This is a genomic window from Psychrobacter submarinus, from assembly GCF_904846685.1.
Lineage (GTDB): Bacteria > Pseudomonadota > Gammaproteobacteria > Pseudomonadales > Moraxellaceae > Psychrobacter > Psychrobacter submarinus.
The window spans coordinates 104675-121786 of the sequence record NZ_CAJHBQ010000001.1 but is presented as its reverse complement, the minus strand read 5'-3'; the positions used below and the strand labels follow the sequence as shown (position 1 = coordinate 121786).

The 17112-nt window shown below is 49.1% G+C and carries 19 protein-coding genes and 2 pseudogenes; 7 read left to right on the top strand and 14 right to left on the bottom strand.

Translation table 11 applies throughout. From position 1 onward, the window contains the following. Window positions 1-4 precede the first annotated feature (4 nt). Together JMY03_RS00585 and JMY03_RS00580 are read right to left on the bottom strand one after the other, a co-directional pair. Complete coding sequence (locus JMY03_RS00585; protein ID WP_201600026.1) at window positions 5-1324, bottom strand: hypothetical protein; 1320 nt, start codon at window positions 1322-1324, stop codon at window positions 5-7. Then, window positions 1317-2756 (bottom strand): tyrosine-type recombinase/integrase, encoded by a 1440-nt coding sequence (locus JMY03_RS00580; RefSeq protein WP_102092554.1) that lies wholly within the window; start codon window positions 2754-2756, stop codon window positions 1317-1319. The genes JMY03_RS00585 and JMY03_RS00580 overlap by 8 nt, the downstream gene beginning before the upstream one ends. Before the next feature lie 267 nt (window positions 2757-3023). Between JMY03_RS00580 and JMY03_RS00575 the strand changes: the two genes are divergently transcribed. Then, window positions 3024-3968 (top strand): Arc family DNA-binding protein, encoded by a 945-nt coding sequence (locus JMY03_RS00575; RefSeq protein WP_160023035.1) that lies wholly within the window; start codon window positions 3024-3026, stop codon window positions 3966-3968. Window positions 3969-4074: 106 nt separating this feature from the next. Further along, window positions 4075-4823, top strand: a pseudogene (locus JMY03_RS00570) (IS5 family transposase). 312 nt (window positions 4824-5135) lie between these two features. On the opposite strand, the gene JMY03_RS13385 reads toward JMY03_RS00570, so the two are convergent. The 12 genes and pseudogenes from JMY03_RS13385 to JMY03_RS00510 form a co-directional block, all read right to left on the bottom strand. Continuing rightward, window positions 5136-6158 (bottom strand): DUF4158 domain-containing protein, encoded by a 1023-nt coding sequence (locus tag JMY03_RS13385; RefSeq protein WP_201600023.1) that lies wholly within the window; start codon window positions 6156-6158, stop codon window positions 5136-5138. A gap of 91 nt (window positions 6159-6249) precedes the next feature. Continuing rightward, a complete protein-coding gene (locus JMY03_RS00560) occupies window positions 6250-6996 on the bottom strand; it encodes a sterol desaturase family protein (protein WP_265089580.1) in 747 nt (248 codons plus the stop codon). A 68-nt stretch (window positions 6997-7064) separates the two neighbouring features. Further along, on the bottom strand, window positions 7065-8366 hold the full coding sequence (locus JMY03_RS00555; protein WP_008295685.1) for a Glu/Leu/Phe/Val family dehydrogenase: 1302 nt from the start codon (window positions 8364-8366) through the stop codon (window positions 7065-7067). Between the two features lie 88 nt (window positions 8367-8454). Beyond that, on the bottom strand, window positions 8455-8850 hold the full coding sequence (locus JMY03_RS00550) for a group III truncated hemoglobin (protein WP_008295684.1): 396 nt from the start codon (window positions 8848-8850) through the stop codon (window positions 8455-8457). After that, window positions 8826-9080 carry a transposase gene (locus tag JMY03_RS00545; protein WP_008295683.1) on the bottom strand — a complete coding sequence of 85 codons (255 nt, stop codon included), beginning with the start codon at window positions 9078-9080 and terminating at the stop codon, window positions 8826-8828. The genes JMY03_RS00550 and JMY03_RS00545 overlap by 25 nt, the downstream gene beginning before the upstream one ends. Window positions 9081-9158: 78 nt before the next feature. After that, window positions 9159-9611, bottom strand: a complete 453-nt coding sequence (locus JMY03_RS00540) for a DoxX family protein (protein ID WP_012517609.1) — start codon at window positions 9609-9611, stop codon at window positions 9159-9161. Between the two features lie 95 nt (window positions 9612-9706). Beyond that, window positions 9707-9937 carry a broad-spectrum mercury transporter MerE gene (merE, locus tag JMY03_RS00535; protein ID WP_008295681.1) on the bottom strand — a complete coding sequence of 77 codons (231 nt, stop codon included), beginning with the start codon at window positions 9935-9937 and terminating at the stop codon, window positions 9707-9709. Window positions 9938-10014: 77 nt separating this feature from the next. Beyond that, a complete protein-coding gene (locus tag JMY03_RS00530) occupies window positions 10015-10437 on the bottom strand; it encodes a MerR family transcriptional regulator (protein ID WP_012517608.1) in 423 nt (140 codons plus the stop codon). After that, on the bottom strand, window positions 10427-11062 hold the full coding sequence (merB, locus tag JMY03_RS00525) for an organomercurial lyase MerB (protein WP_023559548.1): 636 nt from the start codon (window positions 11060-11062) through the stop codon (window positions 10427-10429). Before merB ends, JMY03_RS00530 begins: the two co-directional genes overlap by 11 nt. A 13-nt stretch (window positions 11063-11075) precedes the next feature. Next, window positions 11076-12464, bottom strand: a pseudogene (merA, locus tag JMY03_RS00520) (mercury(II) reductase); the annotation flags it as partial. A gap of 163 nt (window positions 12465-12627) precedes the next feature. Then, a complete protein-coding gene (gene merR / locus JMY03_RS00515; RefSeq protein ID WP_201600015.1) occupies window positions 12628-13014 on the bottom strand; it encodes an Hg(II)-responsive transcriptional regulator in 387 nt (128 codons plus the stop codon). A gap of 135 nt (window positions 13015-13149) precedes the next feature. Beyond that, window positions 13150-14160 carry a site-specific integrase gene (locus tag JMY03_RS00510; protein ID WP_201600012.1) on the bottom strand — a complete coding sequence of 337 codons (1011 nt, stop codon included), beginning with the start codon at window positions 14158-14160 and terminating at the stop codon, window positions 13150-13152. Between the two features lie 205 nt (window positions 14161-14365). Here JMY03_RS00510 and JMY03_RS00505 point away from each other — a divergent pair, with 205 nt between their 5' ends. The 5 genes from JMY03_RS00505 to JMY03_RS00485 all read left to right on the top strand — a co-directional run bounded on the left by JMY03_RS00505 (window position 14366) and on the right by JMY03_RS00485 (window position 17057). Next, complete coding sequence (locus JMY03_RS00505) at window positions 14366-15415, top strand: DNA-binding protein (protein ID WP_012517603.1); 1050 nt, start codon at window positions 14366-14368, stop codon at window positions 15413-15415. 24 nt (window positions 15416-15439) lie between these two features. Continuing rightward, window positions 15440-15784: a MerR family DNA-binding protein gene (locus tag JMY03_RS00500; RefSeq protein ID WP_201602040.1), complete on the top strand. Its 345-nt coding sequence runs from the start codon at window positions 15440-15442 to the stop codon at window positions 15782-15784. 95 nt (window positions 15785-15879) lie between these two features. Beyond that, complete coding sequence (locus tag JMY03_RS00495) at window positions 15880-16242, top strand: ArsR/SmtB family transcription factor (protein ID WP_201600009.1); 363 nt, start codon at window positions 15880-15882, stop codon at window positions 16240-16242. A 27-nt stretch (window positions 16243-16269) separates the two neighbouring features. Then, window positions 16270-16737 carry a hypothetical protein gene (locus JMY03_RS00490; RefSeq protein WP_201600006.1) on the top strand — a complete coding sequence of 156 codons (468 nt, stop codon included), beginning with the start codon at window positions 16270-16272 and terminating at the stop codon, window positions 16735-16737. Continuing rightward, window positions 16734-17057, top strand: a complete 324-nt coding sequence (locus tag JMY03_RS00485) for a rhodanese-like domain-containing protein (protein ID WP_201600003.1) — start codon at window positions 16734-16736, stop codon at window positions 17055-17057. The genes JMY03_RS00490 and JMY03_RS00485 overlap by 4 nt, the downstream gene beginning before the upstream one ends. The last annotated feature ends 55 nt before the right edge of the window (window positions 17058-17112 follow it).

The window sequence follows — 17112 nt, the reverse complement described above, 5'->3', positions numbered from 1 at the left end:
GTTCCTAGACAGTTATGAATGTTTCAGTTATTGTAAAATTCTCTGCTACTTTTGCAAGAGGTCTATTGTCGTCAATAGAACTGACAGAGCTACGTGCAAAACGCTTTAATTGACGATGTTCTCCAATACGCATAAACAAGTATTCTTGACAGTCTCCAGGAAGATGAAGGTTATCAACCCACTCTCTAAGTTTCAAATACTGTATGAGATAACGTTTTAAGTGAGAAGGAGCGGAAAATTCAATCTGTCTACCTGCTCGATATTTATGTTTTTTAGCAAAAGTTGATAAGCCAAGGTTTTCCAAATTTAAATCAGATATTTTCAAATCAAGTGTGGGTTGTATATTAGCAGCAGTGAAAGAAAGGTAAATGTAATAAAAGCAATATGTACATAGGTTATAAGCATAAATTTTTCTAGAGTCTAAATTCTCATTGATCCATGTATTTCTGTTGTTTATTAATGTGTTTTTATAGAAATCTTTCTTAGTATGCTCACAATTATAATAATTTGATAAAGCATTTTTTACCTCATTAAAGGGTAAGGGTTCACCACTATTGTAGAAGCAATTAGGTAGTTTCTTTATGCCATATTTTCTAGTTGAATCCCAATAATAATCATTACTTGATGATTTTGCTAAAGTAATAGGTATAGGGTAGATTTTATTTAATATGGCGTATGAGAATTCATTAAAGTATGTAATGCAGGTTTGTAAGAAGTTTTTGAAGTCTTCTAATGAGGAGTCTCTTTCTTTACTGTTATGCCCCATATGACGATGCTTGGGAATAATACTAAGTATATCGATATCAGATAAGTTATAAGCGATTTTTATGAAATCTCTTGCAGTATTTAGCTTGTCATAAAGAGTTGTAGTGCTTATAGATTTTGCACCACTTAAACGCGCCTTTTGATAGAGATTAATTTGATAATATTTATAATTAGATGCTAAATCATCTAAAGTAAGAGGCTTAGAGCCTTCAAAATCACAAAAATCAAAAAAATATCTTAAATTATGAAGGTAACCTCGCACCGTTTCATCTCTCAACCCTTTTTGAAGGATTTCCCTAAGGTACCTTCTCAACCATTCTACACGTTCTATAGACAATGTTGATTCATCAACTAGGCCCGTAATATAGCTCTTAGTTTTATCTCGGGAATGACCAGAATCGTTCTCTCTATTGGTATAGCAGACTCTACCAATATCGACTTTAAAGGACACACCATCAGCTCTTGAACCTACAATTACTGTGTATTGAGGATCAACGATATCTTCTATTTGCTTAGTGCTTATCTCAATAAGCTGCCTGTCATTGAAAGAATTAGACATTGTATTCGCCCTTATCAAATGTTACGCCGAACGTATCTTGTATATCATTGAATTCTTTTACTTCCGAGTCGAATTTTAGATAGGCCTCAGTGGTTGTTAGGCTTCTATGGTTTAACCTTTGTCTGACATGATCAAATATCTTAGAATCAGGGTATTCCTTAGCTCTAAGGTTTCTTACGATATTCATCCCATAGGTAGCACGCAAATCATGGAATGAAAAATTTTGAAGACTTGGTTCAAATTTTTGAACCTTGGAAATGAATTTTTTTAATTCATTTCTTAAAGATTGGCCGTTTTTAGGTACCATAACGGGCGCTTCAGTGTTCCAAACTGGTTTAGGGTTGTTACGATTACGATCTATAATTTCTCTTTCAGCAGTTAAATAGGGGTTTCCAGTTCGAGTTAAAAACACATAGTTATCGTCAGTATTTGCATAAAAGCTGTTTATATTTTGTCTTCTATGTTCCGCTCTTTCGCAATCTATATATGTTGCTAAATGATCAATTAGGTTACGTGAAAACATTAAGCGGTTTAGTCGCCCACCCTTTGAATCTGTTCTGTATTTATATCCAGTATTTATCACGGCATAATTTGAATCAGCATTTTGTTCTAAGTAGTGGAGAGCAGTTTTGATACAAGCAATAGAGAGAGTGCATACGCTTTGTTGTCTAGCTCCTGTTCCGAGAGCTATTCTTATCATTAGCTCTAACTCTATTGACGCATAGTTTTTATCAAATGCCCTGAAAATAATTTCTTGTTCTTCAGAGCTTAAAGGACGCAGACTGCCTCCATCTCTCAACTTACCTAGTGATGGTAAGGGTTTTCTGCTGCTTCTTAGCTTGAGATCATTTGTAATAACACTAATATTCCTCATTATTCCTACATTATTATGAATAGGTATAGAAACCTTCCTTTCTCTAAAGGGCTTATTCTCTATATCAGACTGAGATACGAATGATTGATGCTGTATATAATTATAGAAATGAGCAACAGAGGACAGAATGTTATTAATGTATTGAGAGCTAAAGTCGTGCTGTTCTATTACAGCCTGTAAAAAAGCTTTGAATTTGCGAGGAACCCTTTGCTGATACTGGGTAGGTAAGTCTAAAAAGTGTTGGTTACTATGTTCTAGGTACTGTAGATAGTATTTTAGGTGGATAGCTCTTGCGGATAACGTTTTCATATTTGAAAGCGCAGGAGGAGTGTCTAGTTGTCCCATGAGATATAGGTTACCTATTTTCCAAGGTAAACCATCTGATTGAATGATAACAGGCATTCTGAAGTGATAATCTGAGTTAGCTAAAGAGCTAAAAGTGTAATCGTAATCATTAGCCTGAGAAGTCTTTGACCAATTTGCATTCTGCAATCTAAACCGTCTTAGATAAATTACTTTTGCATTAGAGTCAAAAAGGTCTTTAAGATAAGGTTTCATCTCTTTTCTAGTTCACTGAGTTCTTTGGCTTTAAACATAAGCTTTTCTATATATTGAGATAACGAATGGAACTGGTTCTTTGCATCATTTATGGCAAAATTCTTAAGTTCTTTAGGTACCCGGACGTTCATCTGAACCTTCTGATTTGACATGTATTTACCTCTTTAGGGTTTGTTACATAATATGATAGCATTATGCTATCATTGCCGCAAGTTCCTTATGGTAATATTATTTGTTTTAAATTCAATATTCTATTTGGGCTTTAAAATGTCAAAAAATGTGCAGTTTAATTTAAGAATTCCTACTGAATTGAAAGCCCTGATCTCCGATGCCTCAAAAGTTAGTGGACGTTCAATTAATGCCGAGGCACAGTATCGACTAGAAAAATCTTTTGAAGGTCAAGAAGGAAGTTATATCGAAGCTATCGACGATTTAAAGAGTTTTTTTGATGCTCATTTACGTAGCGATCGCTTAAATCTACTATCTGGCAAACTAAATTTCCTCTTGAGTGAAGCTAAGGCAACTGATAGTTTTCATACCCCAAGTATTTCTAGAGTTGCTGAGGCCCTGGGATACAATAGTGTGGGCGTTACTGAGGATTGGTTTGAAGGGCGAAAAGAGCCATCGTTTAACGAATTAGAAAAATTAGCCACATACTTTGGATGCCAAAAGAATTGGCTCGCTCATGATGAAGGAAGGCCTTTCGCAAAAGAAACATTTGAGTTTGGTTATGATATTGAAGAGAATGCTAGAAGCTTATTAAAAGGTAATAATGAAGATGAGGTTAAGTTGGTCTGGTTTGCTCGGAACAATACTGAAAACGGTGAACTAGTTATTATCAAGCATTACGATAGTTGGCATGGTTTGATTCTAGACTCTCGTGTGCATGTCAGTGACAAAGTAGGTATAGGTGGCTCTGAAGACAGAGCGCTCCTATCCTTAACATTAAAGTATCTTTGTAAGTACCATATCTCAAAGATCAGAGGAGCAATAGTTTCAGAACCAGACTTTAACGAATTAATTTGGGCCAAACAAAATCCGATCAAAGTAATTGATAAGTATCGTCACAATTCTTGGATTGAAGATATTTGGGATAGGTCAATGTATTCAAAGAAAGCTAATAGTTACTGGAAGGGATGGAGTGAGATGTGCATGTCTAATGAACTTTATATTAGTGGACATGAGATTTTATCTAAAATATCTATAAAGTAATTTGAGATAAAATAAGTATGCCATACTAGGGCGTGTCATCAATTAGCATAGATATTTCAGAATAAGCTATACTTAGATCGTATTTAGGAATTTGAGCTCAATGACTATGACAAGACGACATGCCCTACGTGATGACCAATGGGAGAGAATTAAAGACATTCTACCTGGTAAACCAAGTGACGTTGGTGTTACTGCAAAGGATAACCGCTTGTTCGTAGAAGCGGTTCTGTACCGTTACAAGACCGGCATACCTTGGCGTGACCTACCTGAACGCTTTGGCGACTTCAGAGTGATTCATACTCGTTTTAGTCGCTGGTCAAAAAAAGGCGTATGGGAGCAGGTTTTTAATCAACTCTCTGAACAATCCGATGACGAATATGCCATGCTAGATGCCACGATTGTTAAAGCCCACCAGCACAGTGCTGGAAAAAAAGGGATCAAGCCATTGGACGCAGCAAAGGTGGACTGAAGACTAAAATACATACTCGAACAGATGCATTAGGCAATCCTACTGGCTTTTATCTAACAGGTGGGGCAGCTCATGACCTGTGTGGCTCAGATGAATTGCTTGATGTCAGTATTAGCCAAACGTGGCTTGCCGATAAAGCTTACGATGCTGATGCCCGCGTTATTGAACCGATTAAAGCAGTGCAAGGTAATGCAGTTATACCATCTAAGTGTCATCGGCTGCAGCCAAGAGACTTCGATAAAGAGCTTTATAAAGCGAGGCACCTAATAGAGAACTTCTTTGCCAAGATTAAGCAGTATCGTGCGATTGCCACTCGCTATGATAAGTTAGCCAGTCATTTCCTTAGTGCCATTCACTTAGTTTCTTGTGTCGTTTGGCTTAATTGATGACACGCCCTAAAGAAAATCAATAAATATGGACGTGCAAGGTAGCCATTACTCGTGGTAATGCGCCTTTAGCAATGTTGCTTTATTGTAATGAAAATAAGGGCACTATACTAGCGTTATTGCGAGCAAATACTGATGTAAATAATAAGGTAAGTAGCAAAGTAAGTAGTAATAAATAATGCTAAACCAAGGATTTAGCGTCTATGTTAAAAAGGCTATTTAGTAAGATTGAAAAAGCCAACGTCCTACTATCACAGGAAGTTGGCTTTTTAATGGGTAGAAATGATGTGGAATTTATCTACATTTAAACGATTAGTTTAACGCGGTTAAGGTTTGCTCAAACGCTGCGCGCCCGATTTCACCCACTTGTTGATTGACCAATTGACCGTCTTGATAATACAGCAATGCTGGCGGACCAAATAGTTTATAACGCGCTAAGATTGCTTTTGAATCCGCTGTAGTCTCTGTGATATCAAGTTTGACCAATTGCCAATCTTGCATTTGCGCAGGACGATTATGAAATAAGTTTTTATCCATAATCCGGCATGCAATACACCATTCGGCGGTGATAAAGACCAGAACTTTAGGATTGGCGGCTGGAATGTGATCAACAGCGGGCAATCGTTGACACCAGCCCTGAAGCCACTCCAGATGCTGAAGATACTTCTTCACTTCTGTATTGGTCGGTTTTTTGGGTTCCTGTTTCAGTTTATGCCAACTGGTATGAGGTGAATCGTCAGGCACACGCAGCAGCCGGTCAAATTCCTGTTTTTGCTGCTCCGTCAAAGCCGCATTGAGTGTCCGAAAGAACCCCGTGTTGACCTGGCTGCGAGCCTGACGGGCTGTCCGTTGCAGCGTTGAAAAACCGGGTAGCTCAAAACGCTGGCGCACCAGCTCTTCGATCACCACATTGATAATGTCTGCCAGATCCTGTTTGGTGGTCGCCGCTTCTCGTGCCAAGTCCCGCACGACCGCCTTGCCTTCGACGGTAAACGCCTTGATGCCCACCTGTTGACGAATCGCGTCCAACATCCGCTGACGGACGCCGCCGCTGCGGTCGTATTCCCTGAGTCGGCTTAGTGCGAGATGTGAGAGGTCGTCGCAGGCGAGAATGTGTGATGTGATCGATTTGGGAACGGCTTTGAGACTGACAAAGTAGCCCAAACGCTGAACTGTTTTCAGGAGAATGAGCAGAGCGCCCCGAGCAGCGGGTGTTCGACCATGTTGTCTGGCAAAAGATCGTTCCTTGACCGTGGGTGTATAAATTTCTGCCAGTTCCTGGTCGGAGACGGCCGCTTTCAATCTTGGATAGGCGGTTTCATGGAGGCTACTCATGGACAATCCCTTGATATTTCGGCCCTTTTAAGGGACCTCTCTGGCCGAATAAAAGATCAATAATTCCTGAAAATCCTATTGCCCATTACAATCAAGGCCGTCGGTGGGTCCGACGAAATGGCTGAATCAGCATCTGATCCAACCGGAGGTCCTGCGGCTCGCGAAAATCCTCGATGCCGATGATCATTCCAATATGGCCAGCGGCAGGCTGATCGCGATAGATGCCAAAAAGCCGGTCCCACCAAGGCAAATTAAAACCAAAGTTGCTATTTGTCTCTTCAGGAACAATCGAATGGTGCACGCGGTGCATTTCCGGCGTAACAACCACCGGTCTCAACTTTTGCTCCAGTCCTTGAGGCAATCGTACGTTTCCGTGGTTGAACATTGAGGTCGCATTGAGAATCACCTCGAAAATCAGTACCGCGATCGCAGGTGCTCCCAGCGCAACCACGACGGAGATTTTAATGACCATGGAAAGCACAATTTCCAGAGGATGGAAACGCAGGCCCGTCGTTACGTCAAATTCCAGATCCGCGTGGTGCATACGATGCAAGCGCCAGAGCCAGGGCACGGCATGAAAGATGCGATGCTGAAAGTAGATTGCGAGATCAAGCGCGATCGTCCCCAGAAGGACCGACAACCAAACTGGCAGATTGGCCAGATTTAACAGTCCCCACGCCTGCTCATTCGCCATCACCGCCGCTCCGACGGCGGCCACGGGAAACAATAGCCGAACCACCAGGGTATCCACCACGACCATCAAGAGGTTATGTGGCCACCGTTGCCGGCGAGTGTAGCGCTGGTCGCGACGTGGCGCGGCGGCTTCGGCAAGTATCATGACACACAGAATGCCCGTGAAGACCCCGAGCCGTATGACCACCTCATTACCGAGCACGACTTTACCGTCTATCCTTGATGATGGTTGAAATAGCCCTGAGTGCCTTGTTGGGTCATGGCCTCGGCGATGCGGCCGATGGCCTGTGTATAGGCCGCAGTCCGCAGCGTTATGTTATCTTCCTCCGCCCGGTCGAAACAGGCGGCGGCCTCGCGGGCCAGGCGTTCGGTGAGGCGCCGATTGACTTCGTCTTCGGACCAGGTATCACCGATGCGATTCTGCACCCATTCCAGATGGCTGACGATCACACCGCCGGCATTGACCAATACATCCGGTAGCACTTCGACGCCGCGTTTGGCTAGTTGATCATCGGCCTCATTACTGACGGGCCCGTTGGCGATTTCCAGGATCGTGGCGGCGTTCACGGTCGCGGCATTTTGCTCGGTGACGGCGTCCTCCAGTGCGGCTAGTACCAGTACATCGACATCCATCGCCAGCAGCTCGTCGTTGGTCAGTTGCTCGACGTCGGCTTCCTGGCAGATCGATTCATCACAGTAAACCATGCCCTTGAGCTCCCGGTTTTTGTGTTTATGGCGCCAGATCGGGTCTGGATCAAGTCCGTCAGCGGCATGAATGGCACCCTGGGAATCCGACAGCGCGACGATCCGATAGCCGCGCTCGCGGGCCAGTCGGGCGAAGTGATAACCGGCATTGCCGAAACCCTGGACCGCCACACGGAGTTCTTCAGGGGTTTTGCCGCGGCGCTCGGCCCACAGATCAAGCACCTGCAGCGCGCCACGTCCGGTGGCCGCGGTGCGTCCCCTGGAACCGCCCAGCCCTAAAGGCTTGCCGGTGATGGTGGCCGGTACCTGACGGCGTTCGATCTGGGCAAATTCGTCGGCCATCCAGCCCATGATGGTGTCGTTGGTGTTGACGTCCGGTGCCGGGATGTCACTGTTCGGCCCGATAAGGTCATGAAAAGCGCGGATATAGCCACGCGACAGACGTTCCAGTTCCAGTCGGGAGAGCGCCTTGGGATCGACCCGAACACCACCTTTGGCACCGCCGAATGGCAGGTCCACCACGGCGCACTTGATGGTCATCCAGAAGCTCAGCGCAGTGACTTCTTCCGAGCTCACGTCCGGATGGAAACGGATGCCCCCTTTGCCCGGCCCACGCGTGTCGTCGTAACGAATGCGCCAGGCCGGAAAGAATTGCAAGGCGCCGTCGTCCATGCGGATCGGGATGTTGATTTGTACGGTTTGCTGCGCCTGGGCCAGACGCCTGCGAACGTCCTCAGGGACGTCAAGTTGGTCAAAAATCCCGTTCAGGTGACCGTCGTCACCGAAGCTTTGGTCGTTGGAATGACTCATGGTTGTGACTCCTTATCGAACCCGAAAAAGTGTTTTGCGATGTCTTATGATTCAGCTTCCCGATGCAAGTGGGTTGTGCGATCGTCCGTTACGTGCTGATAGGTGAACGTGTAAGTCGCACAAGATTCCCCGCGATCCGTGTTGCTAATGTCTTGGCGCGGTCTGCGCTCGGCCCTGTAAAATCTGCGTTCACGGTCTCCCGAAACAGCTCCAGCCAGCGCTCAAAGTCATCTAGCTGCAAAGGGTGTTGCTCGTGCAACGCCAAGTGGCGGGCGACCATGTTGCTCTGGTAGCCGTCGCGTTCGCCGAGCAGCAGCTTGCACCAATAGGCGCGGATACACGGCAGGTGCGTTCTGAGGTCAATTTCTGCCACATCCAAGAACAGCGGACGCAGGCGATCATCGGCCAGGACCTTCCGGTAGAAGGCGTCCAGCATTTCGGCGATAGCCTCGGGCGAGTCTAGATCGCGCGGCGTTGACTGCATTTCAAGATCGGATCGCTCAGGTTATAGAACAATGGCATACAATGAACGCGCAGCATGGAAGACAACGGGACAGGAGGCCGTCCGTCCTGACCTTTTGGGTAATAATGCGCTACGTTCTTCTCCAGCTGTTTCCAGGGAATCAACGTGTCCATTCGTTCGAGAAAGATTTCGCGGCGAATTTTGCTCTTCTTGGTCTGGTACTCGGCTTCGGAGAGGGTTAACTGGTTCATGGCGGCAACGATCCTATGCGGTTGACGAGAGCTATATTATCGCCTATGTCGAACACTTCAATCAGAGTCTTCAGAGTTTTAAACACCCTTACTCTGTTTTCTCCAATTGTCTATGGAGTACAGACCTCCGCCAGTAATTATTAACACCATGTTTATCCCGAATAATGGAATATCTTTCATAAGCAAATGTGCATGAGGAGAAGTAATGCCATGCATCGCAGCGATATTCCAAACACCGACAATAATCATAATAATCATTAATGCTTGTGCTATTGAAGCAAGTCTTGTGAACAGGCCTAAGAGAAGCATTACTCCAGTTATTATTTCGGCTATTGCCAGAATAAAGATGAAATGCGCCGGACTCATGGGTAGCAAATCAATTACCCAGCTTTTACTCACCATCGCAACTCTCGGTTCAGGATAAATTAGCTTGGGAACGATGCCCATCCAAACCCACAATAGGCCAACAATGACCCGGAGTATAAGTGGTATGTATTTCTCTTTACTTAACAGTTGATTGTCGAAATTCATTTAGTTTTCTCCAGCTATTATGTAAATGTAAACTCGCGTGATTAGCATCTGACATACAGTGGGCCGCGATCCATACCGGATACGACACCGGACCGTTACTTGCTGAAGGCCCTTAGTAGTCGGCTCAGCGACAGCACGAACAGGCCGGTCAGCGCGATACCCACGATTACCCAGTGCTCCCCGAGAAAAGCGCCGGCGCTCGTGCCAGCCAGCACGATGGCGAGAATCGGCAAATGACAGGGGCAACTGAGCACGGCCAATATCCCCCACAAGTAACCATTGCGCGACCGGGATACTTCTGTCGGTTCGCGCTCATTGTTCGTCATAAACCACCTCCAATGCATTGAAGAGTTACGACTCCCTGCAAAAGCCCAATTCGGCCACTGTCCGGTGCCACCTCAACTTACGGCCCTTTGAGAGCGCTCAACTTCACTCCATGCGCCGCCTTGGTGAGTGCCTGGGTGCAGCGATTCAGTGCGGCTCGTTTAACAGCAATTGTGTGTTGAATTTGCCGTTCGACGGCTCGACACTGCCCTTTATCCCCGTTGTCGAGCGCCTGTATAAATTCGGCAATCTCGGGGAGACCGAGACCGGCTTCACGACAGGAGCGGATCAACGCCAACCGTTGCAGGCAGCCGTCATCGAACAAGCGAGAGCCCCCCTGAGTGGTGCCACAGGCGTACACCAATCGCATGTCCAGATAAGTCCGGATCTGATGCACTGACAGGCCGCAGAGACGGGCCGCTTCGGAAATGACACAGCCTTCTTTTTGCGCCCCCGGCCCACCTTCAAGGTTGGGGTTTACCATTCGGGTATTAGCTCCCATGTTGGTCACTCCTTGCCCTGTTGAGTATAAGGTGCGCAATCCGCTGCCCCAGTTCGAAACCTTCCTGAACACTCACCATGTGCACATGCATTTTATCCCGCCCCCAGGCCTCCCCGGCCTGCCGTGAAGCAAAGAAATGGACGTCGCAACAAAACGCACTTCGAATGTCTCCCGCTGCGGCCACCGAGACTAAAGAGACGACCGCGTCCTCCGGCTCAAGCGAAACCACTCCCTGTGGCGTAACCGTCAAGGTGACCGGGTTGTTCGTCTGCGGGCAACGCGATTGCACCTGCGCCCGTTCGCCGATGACAGCTGGAAACATCAAGGCATCCAGTGCACACCAGGTATAAAGTGGCCGATCGTTGACAACAAATGCATGCGGGGTTTCTCGCAGTGTGATGCCGGAGCCGATCAGCCGTCCCTGGCCGTCGTACTCGATGGTCCCGCAGGGCAGTTTTTCCAGCACCAACTCTGCCTCATCAGTCGTCCAGTTGAGCGACTTCGCGAGCCGCTCAACAGTGACCGGTTGTCCCAGGGCAAGCTCGCGCAACAGCGTCACATGAAGCGCGGCTTCCCTTTCGCCGGTCAGACCCAGCCGTTCCACGATCTCATCCATGTTATACATTGGCGGCACCGTCTTATCCCGCACAACAGGACAGCTGGCTGACGTCTTTGGTAAAGGTCTGGGCACAGAGCTTGAGCCCTTCGACCATCGTCAGGTAGGGAAACAACTCATTCGCAATGTCGTTAACGGTCATGCGTGCGCGTAAGGCCATCACAGCAGTCTGAATCAGTTCACCGGCCTCGCCTGCCACGGCCTGAACACCCAGTAATTGCCCGCTTTCACGCTCCGCGACGATCTTGATGAAGCCCCCGGTATCGAAGTTAACCAGCGCCCGTGGCACGTTATCGAGGGTCAGGGTGCGGCTGTCGGTGTCATATCCCACCGCTGCAGCATCTGCCTCGGACAGGCCTACGGTAGCAACTTGCGGATCAGTAAAAATCACCGCAGGCATGGCGCTGAGGTCGAGGCTGGCGTCACCGCCGGTCATATTGATGGCGGCCCGGCTACCACCGGCGGCGGCCACGTAGACAAACTGGGGCTGGTCGGTGCAATCGCCCGCGGCATAGATGCCCGACGCAGTGGTTTGGAGATGTTTGTCAATCTGGATCGCACCGCCCTCGGTGGCAACGCCGATGGCCTCCAGGTTGAGGTTTTCGGTATTGGGTGTGCGACCACTGGCGACCAGCAGTTGCTCTGCCTGTATCGTGCCGGCGTTGGTCTGCATGGTAAACAGCTGACCGTCGTGGCTCACTTCGCTGGCCTGGGTCTGCTTGAGCACCTCGATGCCCTCACGACGGAAGGCCGCTTCCACGGCTTCACCCACCGCCGGATCTTCCTGTGACAGCACCCGGCTGCGGGCCAGAACCGTGACCTGGCTGCCGAGGCGTGCAAAGGCCTGCGCCAGTTCGATGGCCACCACCGAGGCACCGATTACGACGAGGCGCTCGGGAATGTGATCCAGTTCCAGCGCACTGGTGGAGGTGAGATAGGGAGTTTCGGACAGCCCCGGAACGGGTGGTTCGGCGGGTCTTGCGCCCGTGCCGATAAAGGCCCGGTCAAAGCTCACCGTCTGTTCGCCGCCGGCGTTGAGCGTAACCGTCAGCGTGCGCTCGTCCACGAACCGCGCCTCGCCCTTGAGGACGGTAATCGCGGCATTGTCATTGAGAATATTCTGGTACTTGGACTCGCGCAGTTCCTCCACTCGTCCCTGTTGCTGAGCAAGCAGCGCCGGACGATTCACCACCGGCGCCTGGGCGCTCAGGCCGTCATCAAACGGGCTTTCCTGGCGAAGGTGGGCGATGTGAGCCGCCCGAATCATGATTTTAGAGGGCACACAGCCAATGTTGACGCAGGTTCCGCCGATGGTGCCGCGCTCAATCAGCGTCACCCGGGCACCGCGCTCCGTCGCTTTCAGGGCCGCAGCCATGGCACTGCCACCGCTGCCAATCACCGCAATGTGCAGGTTGTTGTCACTCATAAACGTTACTCCTAGGTTCATTGGTAAATGGTATGCAAGATGCCTCCACTGTTGCGCATCAACAATTGGGCGAGCGTTGCATATCGTAAAGCTTAAACGCCGTACCAATGTACGGAGTCAAGTGGAATTTTATTATCGGTCGATCTGATCAGGGTTGTAGGGAATCGATGATGGGGCAATGGCTGTCGTCGTCATTGCTTTGGCATTGCGCTAATAACGCCTTTAACGCCTTTTCCAAACGCCGTAAATCGGCCATTTTTTCTTTCACGGCGATGAGCTTGAGCTCGGCTAGATCCTGCACTTGGCTGCAGGGGTAATCATTCAGGCTTAACAGGTTGGAGATCTCATCCAAGGTAAAACCAAGCTCTTGCGCACGCTTGATAAAGCGGATGCGATTAACCGTCTCTTCTGGATAATGACGATAACCAGTATCCGGTTTGGGTGGTTGTGTGATTAACGCCCGGCGCTCATAAAAACGAACCGTCTCGACATTTATATTGAGTGCTTTGGCCAATTTGCTGATCGTTCTGTTCATTCGTGCTCTATTATTCCTCGTGACTAAGGTTGCAATTCGTTTGAGAAACCCTGTTCAACATGCTGATTAGTGGAAAGGGTAGAATATAGTAAACTCTGTACTAAGATACGGAGTCAAGTGGAGGGTCTGATTCGCTTAGCTATCAGTTGAAATCATCGCTGCCATCTTTTCCATAAGTATCAAAGAGGCATTTTCGGACAATTGCTGTCCTTCTTCGATGTATTCCCACACGGTGGCATCGCTTTTCCAGCCACCTTGCTTTTTGATCAGTTCAAAGTCTATACGCTCGCGAGCTGCTGAGGTGGACAAACCTCGACGAAAGCTATGGCTGCTTAGATCCGGCACAAAATCGAAGCGACAGGCTTTGCCCAAAGACTTGAGCAAGTCGTTAATCGCGCCCGGATTTAGTTGTCTTGCTTGAACCTGGTCCCATCGGTTTACTGGTCGAAAGAGTGGCCCTTCGTCAATGCCTGCCGTTTCCATCCACACTTTAACTGCCGTCGCAGCACAGCAGCTTTGCTCACCAAAGGGTAAAGCTCGTATCAAACTCATCGCCTGTTGGTCAGTTTTGGAACGGGGTAACTTGATGATCAGCCCCTCCGGTTCCCACACCAGATCACTAACCTGCACTTTGACCAGTTCACTGCGGCGAAAGGCACCGAAAAAGCCAGTCAACACCAATGCAATATCTCTACATTTCTTTTTACAGTCTGGCAAATGCCTCAGGTGATCCACCATCTGCGCAATGTGCGACAGGCGCAGTGCCTTGGCTTTGCGTTTGGGCAGGCCATGGGTACGTCGAATGCCCTCCATTGTTTTTCGAACGAGCGGATCTTTCACCGGGTCAATGATGCCCTGGTAGTGGTGCCACTGGCTGATAGCCGTCAAATGGAGATCCAGGGTTCGAGAGTTGTGCGACTCCGCACGGGCCAGCAGATAACGAATTAGCGTATCCCGATCCGTGGGCAGACGCCCACCCCATTTTTCAAACTGTCGGATGGCCGACCGATACGCCTTGCGGGTGTTGTCGGAGGTGGCTGCCTGGAGGTAATGACGCAGCGCTTCGGAGTCCTGGCGGGCAATCTGACCTGGCTCATCATTACGTAACGATAAGTCAGTAGCTAATTTGGTCGGTTTATTGATCATGTATCGGATTCCTACCGGAGTCGCTCAAAAGGCGGCTATGTACCGGCGTTACAAGTGGAAAAATTCTGTCTGACTATTATAACCAACGATAATACTCATTATCGAGGGTTAATAATTGCAATTCAAGTGCAGTTGAATTTCACATATATAATGTTATATTACGTGATACGTAATACGTTATTAAATAATCTATGAGGAATTCACCATGGCCCGTGCCGGTGTCACTTACCACGACGTTGCCAAAGCCGCTGAGGCCATCAAAAGTCAGCGCCAAGAACCTACTGTAGACCGGGTGCGTGAACATCTCGGCACCGGCAGCAAAAGCACCATCGCGCCACTGCTCAAACGTTGGCGATCCGATAACGGAGAGGCGGTCGATACCGGCGGGTTACCGAACGATTTGATCGAAGTGGTAAAGTCACTGCATGAGCGGGTACAACAAATGGCCGACCATCGTATCGAGCAGGTCCGTCAGGAATTTGAAGGTTTCAATAAAGCGCTTCGCAAAGAGTTGTCCGATGCCAAAAACACCATCGTGCAGCTAACTGCCCGACAGCAAGACCTTGATAGCCAGATTGAGCGGCAAAACAAAGAAAAAGGTGAGACAGAAAAGTCTCTGGAAGATGTCCGTATTAGCCTGGTTAAAGCCGAGTCCCAACGAGACGAAGCGATTGCGAGGACCACTGAACTGAAGGAAAGCGTTGCTGAACTCAAGCAGGAAAACAAGGATATTCGAGAACACTTTGAACACTATCAGCAGCGCACAGCGGAAGACCGTCAGCAGGAGCGCGAACAGTTTCGTACAGTTACTCAGGGATTAAAAGACCAGGTTCGGGATCTGCAACACCGGCTCACCCAGGCCGAGTTCAAAGCGTCCGAGTTATTTGATGCCAATGCTCAGTTACAAAGTGACGCTGGTAAACTTGAACAGGCCAATGCAACGCTAAACAGGGAGCTAAACGGAAAGATAGAGGATATTCAAAATCTGAAGCGTGATCTTGAAGATGCCTTAACGAAGTGCCGGGATTTTCAGCATAAAAATGAACAACTGGCGGAAAACGCGGCAGTGATTACCACTCAGAAAGCAGATGTCGATAAGCAAGTGGCTGTGTTAACTCAAGCATTGGAGACCACCAAAGCCGAACTAAAAGTCTGTCAGGACAAAATTGCATTTCTGACTGACGAGAACAAGGTAATACTTCAGGAAAAGGCGATGATCCTGGGACAGTTCAAACAACTACAGGGCTCGCTGTGATCGCGTTAGAGCCAAACTTGTCAAATTTGTCGGTTCTTCCACAGGCCCCCTGACAAACCCTATGGAAGCATCCGCCATTACGACGATCAGGCGTTGGCGCGTCTTCAGTTCATTCGAACGGCCCAATGGTTGGGCTTCAGCCTGGATGAAATCGGAGGACTGCTAACACTGCAAGACGGCACCCATTGCGATGAAGCACGGGTACTGGGCGAGCAGAAGCTCGCCAGTGTGCGACAGAAAATTTCAAGCCTGCAGCGTATCGAGCGCGCTCTGGACGGGTTAGTGCAGGCGTGCTGCACTGCGCAGGGTGACGTGAAATGCCCGCTCATTACGTCTCTTTATGAGGGTGTCGAAGAAAACACAGCCTGAATGTATCGCGCGTTTCAGGATTTATCTGGTACGACTTCTGTGAGGCTCAGCATTTCAATATTGCATGAAATACTTAAATAACCTAGCATGGAACCATGAAACGGCATAACGAAGAAATCCTCGCGAAACAACTGGGCGCGCTTGCGCACCCCGCGCGCCTTGCCGCCATCCGTCAACTGACGGCGGCGGGACCGGTTGGCCTCTCGGCCGGCAAACTCGGCGAGCGTGTAGGCATGGCCCCCAGCGCACTGACCTTTCATTTGCAGAAGCTGGCTTACGCTGGCCTGGTGACGTCGCGCAAAGAGGGCCAGTTCGTCTATTACTGCGCCGCGTTTGAGTCCCTGTTGTCACTAACCGATCACCTGGTCGGCGCCTGCTGTCGCGAGTCCAGCGAAAGGTGCGGGCCACGCTGTCCGACGGCCGCTGACAGCGCGGGTGACAACGAGGCGGGACACTAACTTTTCCAATCCAAAAAGGAGCCATCCATGTCAGCCACGATACCCATCAAACCGTCTTTCCCAAGAGCCTTCGGCATTGGCCTTGCGGTCTCGGTCCTCACCGCGATTGTGATGGTGGCCTTGTTGAAGGCGGGTGTTTCACCGTTTCCGAAGCCGCCATCACTGGCTTTTGCCGAGACGTTGCTGGGACGGACCCTGCCACTACCGGCTGGCCTGCTATTCCACACCGCTTACGTGACCTTCTGGTCGGTGGTGTTCGTTCGCTACTTCCCGCGCAAGAGCCTGGCGACCGCACTGGGGCTGGCCGCCGCGCTCTGGGGCGTGATACTGGTGGTGTTCTTTCCGCTGGTCGGATGGGGCGTTGCTGGCCTGGCCATTGGTCCCAAGTTGATCGTCGCCTCCGCGCTGCCACACCTGCTGTTCGGCCTGTTGCTCTGGGGGCTGGACCGTTATTTTGCGCCGGTACAATCCGCCGGCGACGGGAAGGCCTCATGAAAGCGATCAACGCCGACACGCTGCGCGATTGGCAGAGGCAGGGCCGGGAATTCATCCTGGTGGATACCCTGCCGGCCAGGACGTTTGCCGAAGGGCACCTGCCGGGTGCCATCAATCTTGTTTCCGATAATGTTCTCGACGAGGCCCCCGCCGCGCTTCCAGACAAAGACGCGACGATTGTGGTTTATTGTACCAGTGACCGTTGCAAACGGGCCGGTCGTGCCGCTGAGCGCCTGGTCAGTGTGGGCTATACCGACATTCATCATTTTGTGGGCGGCAAAGAAGCCTGGGTAGATCGTGGAGGCGAATTGGAGGCCTGACCGCCCGATTCACTGACGCGGTGACTCACTTTTCGCACTCAATCCTGGAGCCGGA